The following is a 14428-nucleotide window of genomic DNA, read 5'->3' on the forward strand; positions in this document are numbered from 1 at the left end:
GGATATGACTCGGTTCGGTTGTTTTTCGGGTGCTCTCGATCACTCCGCCGGGTGGGCCAGCGGCTGGATGCCCATCTCTGGCTTCGGGCGCTCGCCCGTGGCGGCCCAGACGCTGTCCCGCGGACCGCTGAGGGCGCGCCGCTCCGCGCTGCGGGCCATGGCGGTGAAAGCCAGGGCGCCGGCCGATGCCACCAGATCGACTCCGATCAGCCCATCCGACACCCAAAGACCCGGCATGACGAGACCGAGCAGCGAGGTCGCCGGGATGGCGGCGGTGGCCGCCGCGCTGGCCCACAGAAGCTCCACCCCGGCGCGGGCCGCCCCGCGCAGGAACGCCCAGGCGCAGGCTCCCAGAAAAGCCACGTAGTAGATGCCCCAATGCCAGGCGTGCAGGTCGTCCACCAGCCCGCTCAGCCATTTCCCGGCGGCGATCGTCAGCGACAAACCGGCCACGCAGCCCAGGCAGACTCCGACCGTCCCAGCGGCCAGCAGGCGGGTGGTGGCGCTCTGCTCGACCGGGCCTTTCGCTTGCCGCTCCGTCCGCCGCCGCGACTCGATCCACAGCAGGTTGCCGGTGTAGAACAGCGCCGCCCCGGCCAGCCCGAGCAGGAAATAGGACCAGCGCACGATGCCGCCGCCGAAGCTCCCGAAATGCAGCGCGAAGAAGGCGGAGACGGTGGCCGACCATCCATTCTGATGGCCCGGCATGTATTCGGTGTCGATGATCCGGCCGTCCACCGCCCCCATCAGGACGAAGCCCTCCCGCCGCACGAGGTAGCGCGGATCGTGTCCCCAGACGCGCACGGTGGCGGCCCCGGTGCCGGCGTCGTGATACTCCAGGCTGACCGGCTGGAAGCCGGGGGCGAGGCTGTGGACGCGCGTCAGGAACTCCCTGGGCGGCAGCATGGCCGCCGGACCCATGTCCTTCGACACGGTGCGGAAGGGGCTGCTGGCCGCCGCCACGGCGCGCATCTGCCCGCCATAGACCACGCGGTCCAGCGTGTCGTAGATGTGGTCGTGCAGCCCGAACACCACCGCCGACAGGGCAATGACGAGGTGGAAGGGCAGGCTGATCAGCCCCAGCACGTTGTGGGCGTCCAGCCACATCCGCTTCACGTTGCGGGTGACGCGCAGGATCAGGAAATCCTTGACCAGCGACGGCAGCAGAATGATCACGCCGGACACCAGGGCCACGACGTAGAGCGCGCTGGCGATGCCGGTCACCGTCGTGCCGATGTCGAGATCGCCCGGAATGCCCACGGTGCGGTGCAGGAAATCCACCAGCAGCCCGATGCCGGACGGGTTGAGCTGTTCCACCGCCACCGATCCGTCCGGCGCCAGGGTGGCGGCCCAGGGGGCGGGGTCGAAGCGTTCCTCCGTCCAGGTCAGGCGCAGCGGCGCCTCTCCGGCCAGGGCCGGCTCGACCGCCAGTGTGAAGTCCCGCACCTCCGGCCGCAGGGCGCGCGTGGCGGCGACCAGATCCTCCGCCCGGTCGAGCGTCGCCGGCGTCACCGCCACTGGCGGCGTGATCCAGCGTTCCAGCGGTTCCTTGAACATGGTCAGGGCGCCGGCATAGAAGCAGACGAACAGGATCAACCCGGTCAGGATGCCGGTCCAGGTGTGGACCTGACGGTAGAGGCGCACAACGTCGGTGCGGATGGCCATGGCTCGGCTCGCGGCTGTGAGGGCGGGACGGGTGGGCGAAGGGTCAGTGCAGCAGCGGGCTGCGCGCGGCGAGCAGCGCCGTGTGGGCCAGGATGTTGGCGCAGCCCAGCCACAGCCAGGCCTGACGCCCGCTGCGGAACAGGAAGCAGGCGCTGGCCACCCCCAGCCAGACCGGAACGACGAGCCACATGATGAATTGCAGCTTGTTCACGGCGGCCGGTCCGCCGGGGCCGATCCAGGCGAACAGTCCCGACAGGGCGATGGCCAGCGAGAATCCCAGGACCACCCCGGCCAGACTCTTGCTCCACCAGTCAGGACGGATCGGAGCCTGCGTGTTGCGGGCGGAGGATGCGTCGGCCATCGCTCAACCCTCCCGGCGCGCGAGCATGGCTCCGCGGGCGGCGGCGGCGAAGGGCAGGATGGTGAGGAGCAGCATCGCGACGGTAAGGCTGGTGAACAGCGCGGTCACCGGATGCATCACCACCGACCACAGCAGCCACCCTTCCAGCAGAGCGAGCGTCCCGATCATGCGGCTGCGGCGGCCGGCCAGCGGCCGGGTCAGCCATTGCTGGCGCGGTGCCGAAAGGTAGAATCCTGCGATTCCGACCGAGGTCGCGGCCAAGGCCAGCCCGTGGAAGGCGGCTTCTGCCATCGATGCGGTTCCAGTCATGGCGCGCCAATCCGATTTGGTGGAGAAAGGCCATGTTTTGCCAATCAGGAATTGAAATTGCAAGTGATTCCTATTTGCATTAAGCATCACAGCCACGGCGGGGACCGGCGCTTGCTCCGCGTTCTTTCAAGAAGCCTTGGAAGCTGGTTTTGCCCATGGCCGTGGAGCGCGGGTGGACGGGCCGCCGCGTGGCATCGCTCAAACCGAAGCGTTTCTCACCCGCCCATTGAAGGTACGGCAGAACGCCGACGCTGGCTTCTGGGCGTTTGCAATGGCAGTCTCAGGTTGATTTCAGGTCAGCCATTGCGTCATTCCAACATTGTTGGATACCACCGCGTCGATGCTGTCGCGCAGCTTGGCGAGGCTGATCGGCTTCACCAGATAGCCGTTGACGTTGTGCTCCTTGGCGAAGCGCACGGTGCTGAGGTCGGAGTCGCCGGTCAGGAAGATCACCGGGGTCTTGTCCACATCCTTCACCTTGATCCCTCGTACGCCTTGCAGGAACTGCTTCCCGTTCATCGGCGCCATGTGGATGTCGCAGAAGACGATGTCCGGGCGTGTGCGCACCACCTCCATCAGCCCATCCTTGCCGTTGGAGGATTCCGAGATCGAGCGGACGCCGATCTCCTTCAGCACCTTGCGGATCAAGCCGCGGGTGAAGTTGTCGTCCTCGACGATCAGGATGCTCAGCTTCGAGTAATCTACCGCCATAATGGGCTGCCCTTGTTCAAGACATCGGTTTCAAGACGTCGGTGCGGGACTGTGCGACGCCCGCATCGCGGCGGTCGCGGTGATCAGCTCGTCCAGGGTGGCGTCCAGCATGCCGGCGAGAAGCGCGGCGGTCTCCGCGTCCCCGGCGTCCAGCAGGTCCTGGGTGTCGGCGGCCAGCCGGCCCAGCCGGGCCGCCCCGATCGACAGGGCCGCCCCCTTCAGCGTGTGGACCGCGTCGCGGGCCGGGCCGGCGGCCCCGGCCTCCAGCGCCGTCACGGCGGCCCGGATCAGCCCCGGCGCCATGCCCAGGAAATCGCCGAGGAAGACCATGGCGTCCGGGTCGTCGCGGCCGAAATTCTGGCTCAGCTGGCCGAGGTCGAAAATCTGCGGGTCGATGTCGGCGTCCGCCCAGCTCGGCGCGGGGAGCGCTTCGGCCACGGCCGCCGGTTCCGGCTTGGCGGGCGTCCGGCGGGCCGGCAGGCGCAGCGAGCGGGCCTGCGGCAGGAAGCGGTCCAGCGTTTCGGCCAGCAGCCGGGATTCGATGGGCTTCGTCAGATAGCCGTCCATCCCCGCCTCCAGGCAGCGCTGCTGCGTGCCCGGCAGGGCGTCGGCGGTCAGCGCGACAATGGGCAGCCGGGTCACGGCACCGGCGCCCAACGCCTCCGCCAGCTCCCGCTCGCGGGCGCGAATCGCGTGGGTCAGGCCGAACCCGTCCATCTCCGGCATGTGGAAGTCGGTCAGCAGCAGGCCATGGCGGCCCGGCTCCAGCATCTCCAGCGCGCGGGCGCCGTTGTCGGCCATTTCGATGGCGTAGCCACGCTTGTTCAGCATGCGGCGGATCACCGTCTGGTTGATCGGGTTGTCCTCAGCCACCAGGATCAGCGCCCCAGCCGCGATGGCGGTCTCGATGGGCGGCGGTTCCCAGCCGGTTGCGTCATGCTCCCGCGGCTCCGTCCGCCGCTCCAGACTGGCCCGGCCCAGCGCCGCCGCGATGGCCAGCCAGACCCGCCGCCGCCGCAAAGGCAGATTGACGGCGCACAGCAGCCCGATGCGGTCGGCTTCCGACATGGTGGAGGCCAGCGCCCGCGGCACGGCCAGGATGACCGCGGGCACGGGGCCGTCGGCGAAGGCGGGGGACTGCACGATGGCGCGGCAGCAGGCGATGGCGGCTTCGGATTGGGTCCCACCATTGACCAGCACCACCAACCGCCCCGGACCGGCCTCGGTGTCGGTTACCGCCTCAAGCCCGCCGGTCAGGTCGTACCAGCCCAGCGGAACGATGCCGGCGGCGGCCAGAATACCCTGCAGCGCTTGGCGGCCGGCGCCGTCGAAGCCGATGGCCACAACGCGGGCGTCGTCCACCGCCACCGCCGGGGCCGCCGGCGTCCGGGGCCGCGGGCAGTCGGCGGACGGGGCGGCCACCGCGAAGGGCAGCTCGAACCAGAAGGTCGAGCCCTCGCCGAACACCGAGTCCACCCCGATGCCACCCCCCATCATGGTGCACAGCTTGTGGCAGATCGTCAGCCCCAGCCCGGTGCCGCCGAAGCGGCGCGAGGTCGAGCTGTCGGCTTGCTGGAAGGGCTGGAACAGCTTGGCCCGCTGCTCCTCGGTGAGGCCGATCCCGCTGTCGGTCACGGCAAAGCGCAGCATCATCCCGCCATCCGTATCGGACCGCGGCTCGGCGCTGACCGTCACGGCGACGCTGCCCTTCTCGGTGAACTTGACGGCGTTGCCCATCAGGTTGATGAGGATCTGGCGCACGCGCGTCGGATCGCCGGTCAGCCGGTCGGGAACGCCCGGCCCGACATCGACGGACAGCTGAAGCCCTTTTTCCTCGATGCGCCCGGCCACCAGCTCCGCCGACTCCTCGACCACCTCCAGGGGGGAGAAGGGGAGGGATTCGATCTCCATCTTCCCGGCCTCGATCTTGGAGAAGTCGAGGATGTCGTTGATGATGATGAGAAGCGCCTGGGCCGACGACCGGATGACGCCCAGCATGCCGTGCTGCTCCTCGGTCAGATCGGTCTGATCCAGCATCTCGGCCATCGCCGTCACGCCGTTCATCGGCGTGCGGATCTCGTGGCTCATCACCGCCAGGAAGGAGGACTTGGCCCGCGTCGCCTCCTCCGCTTGGTTCTTGGCCTCGTGCAGGGCGGTTTCCCGCTGGGCGATCTCGGTGACGAAATGCTGCACCGAGCGGGCCATGGCCCCGACCTCGTCCCGGCGTCCGGTGTCCACGATGGCGCCGGTCAGCGGGTTTCCGGCCAGATGGACCATCTGCCTTTGCAGGCGGTCCAGCGGGCGGGTGATCGAGCGCGCGGCGTAGAAGGCCCCGGCGATCGCCAGCAGCAGGCCGGTGGTTGCGCCCAGCACAAGGGCGGACCGCAGGAAGGCTCCGATGGTTTCGGCGTTGCTGCGGAAGATGTCGTTCAGCGCGCTGGCACCCGACGCCATCTCCTTTGCATCCGCGTCCATTTGGGCGATCACCAAGTCCTGGATGCTCAGCCCATCGCGCACCTTGTCCAGGCTTTCCCGCCAGCCGGCCACGGCGGACATCATGCCGCCGCGGACCAGCGGAGGCAGCGCAATCCGCTCGATCTGCTCCTCCACCGCCACGCCGTCCGCGATCAGCGCGATGGTCGCGCCGATGTCCCGGTGACTCACCGCGTCGGCGGTGCTGTGCGCCAGCTTCAGCACGGCGATGGTCACCCCCTGCGCCTGCTGTTCGGTCTCGTTGGCCGACACGGCGTGGGCGGTGAGTTCGGTGACCTCGTTCAGCGTGGCGGCGTAGGCGGTGCCGTAGATGTTCAGGATCTGGTCGATGCGCTTTTCCAGTTCCTGCGCACCGTCCCGGATGTCGCCGCCGTCCATCAACGCGCTGGAAACCTGCGAGACGGCCGCGATGATGCGCTTCTGCCCGCGGCCCCCGCGTCCTTCCGCGGCGGCGGCACGTTCCAGCGCGTCCTCCAGCGCTTCCGCGCTGTTGCTCAGGCGCAGCATCAGAACGCCGGTATCGTGCGAGCCAGCGTTGCCGGGTGTGGCGCCGCCGCCTTGATTTTGACCGTGTTCTTGGGACAGCCGTGCCGCCTCGTGCCGCCACAGACCGGCCAGCGCGGCGTAGATGCTGCGGGCGTTGTCCAGCACATCGCGGTGCAGGCTCAGGCGGCGGTCGGAGTCCGCCACCGTCTCGGCATAACCGAGGTTGGCGAGGTTCTGACGCTGGCGGGCGGCGTCGGTGATGTCGATCAACCGGGCCGCCTGCTGGGCCATGGCGCCGATCAGGGCGTCGTTCTGCTCCGTGACCGCCTTCAGTTCCCGCATCTGCGTGGTGTAGCGGTCCAGAATCCGCCGCGTCTCGCTGACGGCGCTCTCCAGCGCATCGTCTTTGGTGGCGTCGGCCAGAGCGTCCAGCTGGCGGCGCGCCTCGCCGGTGTGGGCGTCGAAACGGACGGCCTGCGCCGCACGCCGGTTGGCCGCCGTGTTCAGATAGTCGGAGCGCGCCGCCTCCGCTCCCAGCAGTTCGCGGTAGATCGTGCCGGCGGTGACCACCGAGCCGTTGGCGCGATCGGATTGCTGCAGCAGGAACCATGCGACGATGGCGATGGCCGCCGCCACCAGCACCGGCATGCCGCCGACCGCGGCGATCCGCTGTGCGATGTTGGTGCGGATCATCACCTCGCGCCGCCGCTCACTGGGCGAGATCGACGCGGTGGAACAGGTGCAGGCCGAAGGGATTCATCCGATAGCCCGTCACCTCTTCGCGCAGCACCATGAACACCATGGAATGGGCCAGCGGCAGCCACGGCGCCTGATCCTTGAAGATCTCCTGCGCCCGGTGGTAGAGGGCGGTGCGCTTGGCGACGTCGGTGGTCTGCTTGGCCTCGATGATGATGTCGTCGAAGGAACGGTCGCACCATTTGCCCATGTTGCCGCCGCCCTTGCGGGCTCCCTCGCAGCTCAGCAGCGTGTAGAGGAAATTGTCCGGGTCGCTGTTGTCGCCGGTCCAGCCGATCATGCCCAGCTGGTGGTCGCCGTTCATCAGCCGCTTCATGTAGACCGACCAGTCGTCGGTCACCAGGGTCGCCTTGACTCCGACCTGGGCCAGATCGTTGGCCATCATTTCCGCCGCCCGCTTGCCGGCGGGCATGTAGGGCCGGGCCACCGGCATGTGCCACAACTCGATCTCGAAGCCGTTGGCGTAGCCGGCCTCGGCCAGGAGCTGGCTCGCCCCTTTGGGGTCGTAAGGAATGTCGTTGATGGCGTCGTTGTAGCCCCAGCTCGTCGGCGGCAACGGATTCTTTGCCGTGCGGCCGGTGTCGCCGTAGAGCGCGTCCACCAGCGTTTCCTTGTCGATGGCCATGCTGATCGCCCGGCGCACCCGCACGTCGTCCAGCGGCTTCCGTTCCACGTTGAAGGTGAGGAAGGCGACGTTGTAGCCCTCCTGCCGCAGCAGGGTCAGCGACGGGCTGTTCCGGATCTTCGGCAGGTCGGTCAGGTTGGGATAAGGCATGACATGGCATTCGCCGGCCTGCAGCCGGTTCAACCGGACCGTGGCGTTGGGGGTGATGGCGAAGACCAGGTTGTCCAGCGGCGGGCGCCCCGCCCAGTGCCCCTCGAACGCCTTGTACTGGAGCAGATTGTCCTTCTGATAGGAAAGAAGCTGGAACGCGCCGGTCCCCACCGGCTCCAGATCGAACAGCTCCGGCGTGCCGCGCTTGACCATGGTGTCGGCGTACTCCGCCGAGGTGATGGCGGCGAAGACCATCGACAGGTTGGCCAGGAAGGGCGCCTGCGGCCGGTTGAGGGTGAAGCGCACCGTCAGGTCGTCCACCGCCTCGATCGACTTCAGGATCGAGCCCATGGAGAGGTCGTTGAAATAGTTATAGGCCCCGTTTCCGACCGAATGGTACGGGTGGTCCTTGTGCCATTGCCGGAAGAAGCTGAACAGCACGTCGGTGGAGGTCAGCGTGCGTGTCGGCGTGTAGCCGGGCGTGTCGTGGAAGCGCACGCCGGGCCGCAGCTTGAAGGTGTAAACGGTGCCGTCCGGCGAGATGGTCCAGGATTCCGCCAGCGCGGGCACGATGCTCTTCGACTCCGCATCGAATCGCACCAGCGTGTCGTAAGCGTGCAGGATCGCGTCGAAGCTGGTGTTGGTGCGGGCCAGCGCCGGGGCCAGATTGTCCGGGTTGCCCTCCGAACAGAAGACCAGCGTCGATGCCGCCTCGGCCTTCTGCAACACTCCGCCTCCCGCCAGAGCAGACGCCGCGATCAGGAGTGCCCCGCCCAAGCGGGCGGCCCCACTTTTCAACAAACCTGGCTTCACTGCACCGCACTCCTTCAACCAATCATCTGCCCGAGCCCCCGGTCGGCTTGCGGAGATTAAAGCCAAAGAACGCATACTTTCAATTGATGATATGTTTCATAAGACAATCTTTAAGTTTCTTCGGGGAAACAATGCTTCTTCATCGAAATTTTCAATGACGACCGCTTCGGCGCTTAGATCGGAGTTACAGCAGAATCCACCGGTGGTTGACGGTGGTCGGGCGCCCTTGCGAGAGACGGTCTTGCCCTAATTGGTCGTCGCCCGTGCCGAAATCGAACCGCAAGGTGCAGTTTGCATCGACTTCGGCACGCTTGGCCGCCGGTTGGCGTCTCAATCCGCCTGCTGCATGACGATGGCGTCGGACGCCCGGCCGCGGAAGTGGATGTTGCCGTCGCCGTCCAGGAACGCCCAGTCGCCGGTCAGGTAATAGCGGCGGCCGTGGCGGAAACGGGCGGCGGTGCGTCCCGGGTCGTTGGCGTAGGCGTCGAACCAGAAGAGCGGCGAGGACTCCACGTCGATGGCAATCTCGCCCGCACCGCCGACCGGCGCCTCGCGTCCCTGCGGGTCGAGGATGACCACGCGGAAGCCGGGCAGGGGCCGCCCCAGCGAGGAATCGGCGGTGCGGTCGGCGTGGCCGGGGTCGTAGCGGTTCATCATGAAGATGCCGGTCTCACGCTGCCCGTACTGGTCGAGCAGGGGGACGCTGACCACCCGGTTGGCCCAGCCGATCAGCTCCGGCGGCAGCGGCTCGCCGACCACCGACAGGATGCGCAGCGCCAGCTTGTGCGGCCCACCTTCCGGATCGGCGCTGTGCCAGGCGCGGATCTGGGACGGCGCGCAGGTCAGGTTGGTGACGCCGAACTTCGTCAGCATGCGGTAGCCCTGCCGCACGTCGTACGGGCCGTCGCAGAAGATCGTGGTGCGCCCGAGCAGCAGCGGCCCGACCAGCCCGTAATAGGCGCCGTAGGCCCAGCCGGGATCGGCCATGTTCCAATAGATGTCGTCGTCGCGAAGGTCGAGGCCGATGCGCATGTACTGTTCGATTCCCGCCAGCGCCATGACGGGCAGCGAGACGCCGAGCGGCTTCGGCTCCGCCTCGGAGGTGTACATCAGCGCGAAGGCGTCGCGGTCGGCGTAGCGGGCGATGTCGGGCAAGGGGGCCGATTCGTGAAGCGCCGACCAGAAGGGCACCGCGTCGGCGCCGGGGCCGAAGGCTTCATCTCCCTCCACCATCACCACGGGGCGGCTGTTGTCGCGCGGAATCTTGCGGCGCAGGAAACCGGTGGTGACGATCGCCCGCGCCTCGCTGTCGGCCAGCCGGTAGGCGACCGCGGCAGCGGAGTAGGTGGTGAACAGCGGCATGTAGACCCCGCCCAACCGCCAGATCGCCAGCGCGGCAATGAGCAGCTCCGCCCCCTTGGGCAGCAGCACCGCCACCCGGTCGCCGCGCACGACGCCGAGGCCGCGCAACACCGTGGCGAATCGCGCCGAATCGCGGGCCAGCCGGGCGAAGCTCAGCTCCGTCGTTTGCCCGGCCACGCTCTCGTGCAGCAGGGCGGCGCGGGCGCCGTCGGCGCGGGCATGACGGTCGCACAGCAGGTCGGCCAGCGGAATCGCCTCACCTTGGTAATCCGGGCGGAGGAAGGCGGTGGGCTGAACGGTGGCCGGGCCGGGCGCCGGAACGTCATTTGCACCTTCGGGGCGGTGGCGGGCGGCGGCGATGCGGCCCAGCGAATCCAGTTCCGGCCCCAGATGGTAGCGGCGGCTGCGCGGGTCTTGGTCGATGAAGCGCTCCCGCGCCAGCGCGGTCAGCAGCCGGTGCGCGGTCGCCTTGGACAGGGCGGTGTCGCTCATCAAGTCGGCCAAGCGCGCGCCGTCGGCCCCGTGCGAGGCGACGGCGCGCAGCAGGGCCAGCGCGCGCTCCAGGCTTTGCGTGCCGCCGGACGCTCCGGCGGGGGCGGTTTCGGTGTCGGAATCGGGCCGGGTCATGATGGGGTCCATATTATGGACCTTCGGGCCGGATGTCGCTCCAAAAAACATGCATACACGGAATGTCCGTGTTGAAAACCGTGCGCATCACAGGCTATAGTTCAGGCGTTGCACAAAGGACGGTCCACAATATGGACCAGTTCGCCACTCAAACAGTCCGGCGAACGATAAAAAAGGCAGTTCCACAGCAACGGAGGAGGAAATGTCAGGCGCGCCCGTCGCATCGCCACGCGGTTACGCCCATCCGGCCGACGCCACCCGCGCGGCCTCCCCATCGGACACCATCTTCGAAGCCCGGGGCGTGTCCTTGCGCTTTGGCGGCGTGCAGGCGCTGACCGACGTCGGTTTCAGCATCCGCAAGGGGGAGCTGTTCTCCATCATCGGCCCGAACGGTGCGGGCAAGACCTCCATGGTCAACTGCATCTCCGGCCGTTATCGGCCCACCGACGGAAAGGTCTATTTCAAGGGCCAGGACATCACGGGCATGACGCCCAACCACCGCGCCTCGCTCGGCATCGGGCGCACCTTCCAGAATCTGGCGCTGTTCGGCCACATGACGGTGCTGGACAACATCATGGTCGGGCGCCATCACCTGCTGAAGAACAACTTCTTCACCGGCTCGCTCTACTGGCTGACCGGCGCCCGCAAGGAGGAGCTGGCCCACCGCCGCGAGGTCGAGGAGATCATCGACTTCCTGGAAATCCAGCACGTCCGCAAGGCCACCGCCGGCACGCTCTCCTATGGCCTGCGCAAGCGGGTGGAGCTGGCCCGCGCCATCGCGCTGAAGCCTGACCTGATCCTCTTGGACGAGCCCATGGCGGGCATGAACCTGGAGGAGAAGGAGGACATGGCCCGCTACATCGTCGACCTGAACGAGGAGTTCGGCATGACGGTGGTGATGATCGAGCACGACATGGGCGTCGTGATGGACATCTCCCACCGCGTGATCGTCCTGGAGTTCGGCAAGAAGATCGCCGAGGGCACGCCGGAGGAGGTTCTGGCCGACCCGCGCGTCAAGCGCGCCTATCTCGGCGAGGATGACGAGGAGGACGAGGCCGTGGCCCCGCCGCCCAAGCAGGAGGTCGCGTGATGTCCCTTCCTGATATCAAGACTCATGACACGCTGCCGAAGCTGCTGACCCTGCACGCCCGCGAGCATGGCGACGACGTCGCCATGCGCGAGAAGGATTTCGGCATCTGGCGCGAGTTCACCTGGGCAGACATGCACGCCCGCGTGCGCGCCTTCACACTCGGCCTCATCAAGCTGGGGGTGGAGCGCGGCCATGTGGTGGCGCTGCTCGGCGACAACCGGCCCGACTGGGTGATGGGGGAAATCTCCGCCCACGCCATGGGCGCCATGAGCCTGGGCATCTACCGCGACGCGATGGACGAGGAGGTTGCCTACCTCATCACCTACGCCGACGTGCACATCATCTTCGCGGAGGACGAGGAGCAGGTCGACAAGCTGCTGAATCTCGGCGAGCGCCTGCCGACGCTGAAGCACATCATCTATTCCGACCCCCGCGGCATGCGCAAATACAGCGACCCGCGCCTGATGGAGGCGTCGGAGCTGGTCAAGCTGGGCAACGCGCTGCACGCCGAGAAGCCGAACCTCTACGAGGAACTGGTCGGCGCGACGCGCGGCGACGACGTGGCGGTGCTCTGCACCACCTCGGGCACCACCTCGAACCCGAAGCTGGCGATGCTGCCGGCCGGGCGGCTGATCCGCCACGTCGCCAGCTACCTGTCGGTGGACCCCAAGGGGCCGACCGACGAGTATGTGTCGGTGCTGCCGCTCTCCTGGATCATGGAGCAGATCTACGCCGTCGGCATGGGCATGGTGTCGCGGATGCGCGTGAACTTCGTCGAGGAAGCCGAGACGATGATGAACGACTTCCGCGAGATCGGGCCGAGCTTCGTGCTGTTCGCCCCCCGCCTGTGGGAGCAGATCGCCGCCGACGTGCGCGCCCGCATGATGGACGCCTCGCCCTTCAAGCAGAAGATGTACGATTACGGTATGAAGCTGGGGCTGGAGGCGCTCGCCAACGGCACACGGTCCGCCATCGCCGACCGCATTCTCTTCGCAGCGCTGCGAGACCGCCTGGGCTTCACCAACCTGAAGTCGGCGGCGACCGGCGGCGCCGCGCTCGGCCCCGACACCTTCAAGTTCTTCCAGGCGCTGGGCGTGCCGCTGCGCCAGATCTACGGCCAGACCGAGACGATGGGCGCCTACACGGTGCACCGCTCGAACGACGTGGACTTCGACACGGTGGGCGTGCCCTTCGACGACGGCGTGAAGGTCAAGGTGATCGAGCCCGACCAGAACGGCATCGGCGAGATCGTCGTCAGCCACCCCAACATGTTCGCCGGCTACTACCGCAACGAGGCCTCGACCACGGCGGACCTGCGCGACGGCTGGATGCACACGGGCGACGCCGGCTTCTTCGACAAGAAGGGCCATCTGGTCATCATCGACCGCATCAAGGACATCGCCACCACCAGCAACAACGACCGCTTCAGCCCGCAATACATCGAGAACAAGCTGAAGTTCAGCCCCTACGTGGCCGAGGCGGTGATCCTGGGCAACAAGCGGCCCTACCTGTCGGCGATCATCTGCATCCGCTTCCCCATCGTGTCGAAGTGGGCGGAGAAGAACCGCATCGCCTTCACCACCTATTCCGATCTGGCGTCCAAGCCGGAAGTCTACGAGCTGCTGCGCCAGGAGGTGGAGCGGGTGAACGCGGCGCTGCCGGAGTTTCAGCGCATCACCAAGTTCCTGCTGCTCTACAAGGAGCTGGACGCCGACGACGGCGAGCTGACCCGCACCCGCAAGGTGCGCCGCGGCGTGATCGCCGAGAAATACGGCGAGATCATCGACTCCATCTACGCGGGCCAGCTGGCCATCGACGTGGACACCACCATCACCTTCCAGGACGGCACCAAGCAGCGCATCCGCACCGTGCTGAAGGTGGTCGACCTGCTGCCCGCACCGGCCAAGAAGCCGGCGCAGGCCGCGGCGTGAGGGGGCGGTGATGACGCGCATTAAACTCCCTCTCCCCTCCGGGGAGAGGGTCGGGGTGAGGGGGTTCGGCGTTTGCCGAACTTTCCGGTCCCTCCTGAACCCCCTTACCCTACCCCTCTCCCCAGAGGGGAGAGGGAACAAAGACGAGGCCACGCCATGACCTTGCTCTTCCAGCTTCTCGTCAACGGACTGATCGTCGGCGCGCTGTACGGCGTCGTGGCGATGTCCTTCGTGCTGATCTACAAGGCCAGCCGCATCGTGAACTTCGCCCAGGGCGAGTTCCTGCTGATCGGCGCCTGGACCTGCTGGTGGCTGCTGACCTCCTGGCAGCTGCCCTTCTGGATCGGCTTCCCGATCACGCTGGCCTTCATGCTGGTCTTCGGCATCGTGCTTCAGGTCGTCGTGCTGCGGCCGATGATCGGGGAGCCGATCATCTCCGTCATCATGGTCACCATCGGCCTGTCGATCTTCTTCCAGGCCATGATGAAGTGGATGTTCGGCGTCTTCGCCAAGCCGTTCCCGACCATCTTCGCCAGCCCGACCGTGAACATTCTCGGGCTCGACGTGCAGACCGTCTATGTGATGAGCCTGGTCATCTCGATCCTGATCATGGCGGGCTTCGGCTGGTTCTTCAAATACTCGCGGATGGGTCTGGCGATGCGGGCGACCGCCTTCGACCAGCAGGTGGCGCAGTCGCTGGGCATCTCCGTCCGCCACATGTTCGCGATGAGCTGGGCCATCTCCGCCATGGTGTCGGCGGTGGCCGGCGTCACGGTCGGCGTCGTCAACGGCGTGTCCTCCGCACTTTCCTTCTTCGGTATCAAGGTCTTCCCGGCGGTCATCCTCGGCGGGCTGGACAGCGTGGCCGGGGCGGTGCTGGGCGGCCTGATCGTCGGCGTGCTGGAGAATCTCGCGCACTACCTGGACAGCCAGTGGCTGAACTGGGGCAACATGTACGAGATCGCCCCCTTCTACGTCCTGATCGTCATCCTGATGATCAAGCCCTACGGCCTCTTCGGCACCAAGGACATCGAGCGCGTGTAAGGAGC

General features: G+C 67.2%; 10 protein-coding genes. 3 read left to right on the forward strand and 7 right to left on the reverse strand.

What is annotated here, in order from left to right:
* Positions 1-39: 39 nt before the first annotated feature.
* From AMK58_RS23160 to AMK58_RS23190, 7 genes are all read right to left on the reverse strand, one after another.
* Positions 40-1665, reverse strand: a complete 1626-nt coding sequence (locus AMK58_RS23160; RefSeq protein WP_035682101.1) for a PepSY-associated TM helix domain-containing protein — start codon at positions 1663-1665, stop codon at positions 40-42.
* Between the two features lie 43 nt (positions 1666-1708).
* Positions 1709-2026, reverse strand: a complete 318-nt coding sequence (locus tag AMK58_RS23165) for a hypothetical protein (RefSeq protein WP_035682097.1) — start codon at positions 2024-2026, stop codon at positions 1709-1711.
* A gap of 3 nt (positions 2027-2029) precedes the next feature.
* Entirely contained in the window at positions 2030-2335 is a 306-nt protein-coding gene (locus AMK58_RS23170) for a hypothetical protein (RefSeq protein WP_236778345.1), read from the reverse strand.
* A gap of 291 nt (positions 2336-2626) precedes the next feature.
* Positions 2627-3046, reverse strand: a complete 420-nt coding sequence (locus AMK58_RS23175; protein ID WP_035682094.1) for a response regulator — start codon at positions 3044-3046, stop codon at positions 2627-2629.
* A 30-nt stretch (positions 3047-3076) separates the two neighbouring features.
* On the reverse strand, positions 3077-6718 hold the full coding sequence (locus tag AMK58_RS23180) for a hybrid sensor histidine kinase/response regulator (protein ID WP_059399510.1): 3642 nt from the start codon (positions 6716-6718) through the stop codon (positions 3077-3079).
* A gap of 16 nt (positions 6719-6734) precedes the next feature.
* Positions 6735-8285 carry an ABC transporter substrate-binding protein gene (locus tag AMK58_RS23185; protein ID WP_236778346.1) on the reverse strand — a complete coding sequence of 517 codons (1551 nt, stop codon included), beginning with the start codon at positions 8283-8285 and terminating at the stop codon, positions 6735-6737.
* Between the two features lie 414 nt (positions 8286-8699).
* Entirely contained in the window at positions 8700-10358 is a 1659-nt protein-coding gene (locus tag AMK58_RS23190; protein WP_035679353.1) for an AMP-binding protein, read from the reverse strand.
* A 202-nt stretch (positions 10359-10560) separates the two neighbouring features.
* On the opposite strand from AMK58_RS23190, the gene AMK58_RS23195 reads away from it, so the two are divergent.
* The 3 genes from AMK58_RS23195 to AMK58_RS23205 all read left to right on the forward strand — a co-directional run bounded on the left by AMK58_RS23195 (position 10561) and on the right by AMK58_RS23205 (position 14423).
* Entirely contained in the window at positions 10561-11448 is an 888-nt protein-coding gene (locus AMK58_RS23195; protein WP_014241713.1) for an ABC transporter ATP-binding protein, read from the forward strand.
* Positions 11448-13379, forward strand: a complete 1932-nt coding sequence (locus AMK58_RS23200) for a long-chain fatty acid--CoA ligase (protein WP_035679335.1) — start codon at positions 11448-11450, stop codon at positions 13377-13379. Before AMK58_RS23195 ends, AMK58_RS23200 begins: the two co-directional genes overlap by 1 nt.
* 156 nt (positions 13380-13535) lie before the next feature.
* On the forward strand, positions 13536-14423 hold the full coding sequence (locus AMK58_RS23205) for a branched-chain amino acid ABC transporter permease (protein ID WP_014241711.1): 888 nt from the start codon (positions 13536-13538) through the stop codon (positions 14421-14423).
* Positions 14424-14428: the final 5 nt, after the last annotated feature.

This window comes from Azospirillum brasilense (assembly GCF_001315015.1).
Classification (GTDB): Bacteria; Pseudomonadota; Alphaproteobacteria; order Azospirillales; family Azospirillaceae; genus Azospirillum; species Azospirillum brasilense.

Excerpts from the sequence above, each read along its gene's own strand:
- AMK58_RS23160 (WP_035682101.1), bottom strand. The coding sequence starts at position 1,665 with ATGGCCATCCGCACCGACGTTGTGCGCCTCTACCGTCAGGTCCACACC.
- AMK58_RS23165 (WP_035682097.1), bottom strand. The coding sequence starts at position 2,026 with ATGGCCGACGCATCCTCCGCCCGCAACACGCAGGCTCCGATCCGTCCT.
- AMK58_RS23170 (WP_236778345.1), bottom strand. The coding sequence starts at position 2,335 with ATGACTGGAACCGCATCGATGGCAGAAGCCGCCTTCCACGGGCTGGCC.
- AMK58_RS23175 (WP_035682094.1), bottom strand. The coding sequence starts at position 3,046 with ATGGCGGTAGATTACTCGAAGCTGAGCATCCTGATCGTCGAGGACGAC.
- AMK58_RS23180 (WP_059399510.1), bottom strand. The coding sequence starts at position 6,718 with ATGATCCGCACCAACATCGCACAGCGGATCGCCGCGGTCGGCGGCATG.
- AMK58_RS23190 (WP_035679353.1), bottom strand. The coding sequence starts at position 10,358 with ATGACCCGGCCCGATTCCGACACCGAAACCGCCCCCGCCGGAGCGTCC.
- AMK58_RS23195 (WP_014241713.1), top strand. The coding sequence starts at position 10,561 with ATGTCAGGCGCGCCCGTCGCATCGCCACGCGGTTACGCCCATCCGGCC.
- AMK58_RS23200 (WP_035679335.1), top strand. The coding sequence starts at position 11,448 with ATGTCCCTTCCTGATATCAAGACTCATGACACGCTGCCGAAGCTGCTG.
- AMK58_RS23205 (WP_014241711.1), top strand. The coding sequence starts at position 13,536 with ATGACCTTGCTCTTCCAGCTTCTCGTCAACGGACTGATCGTCGGCGCG.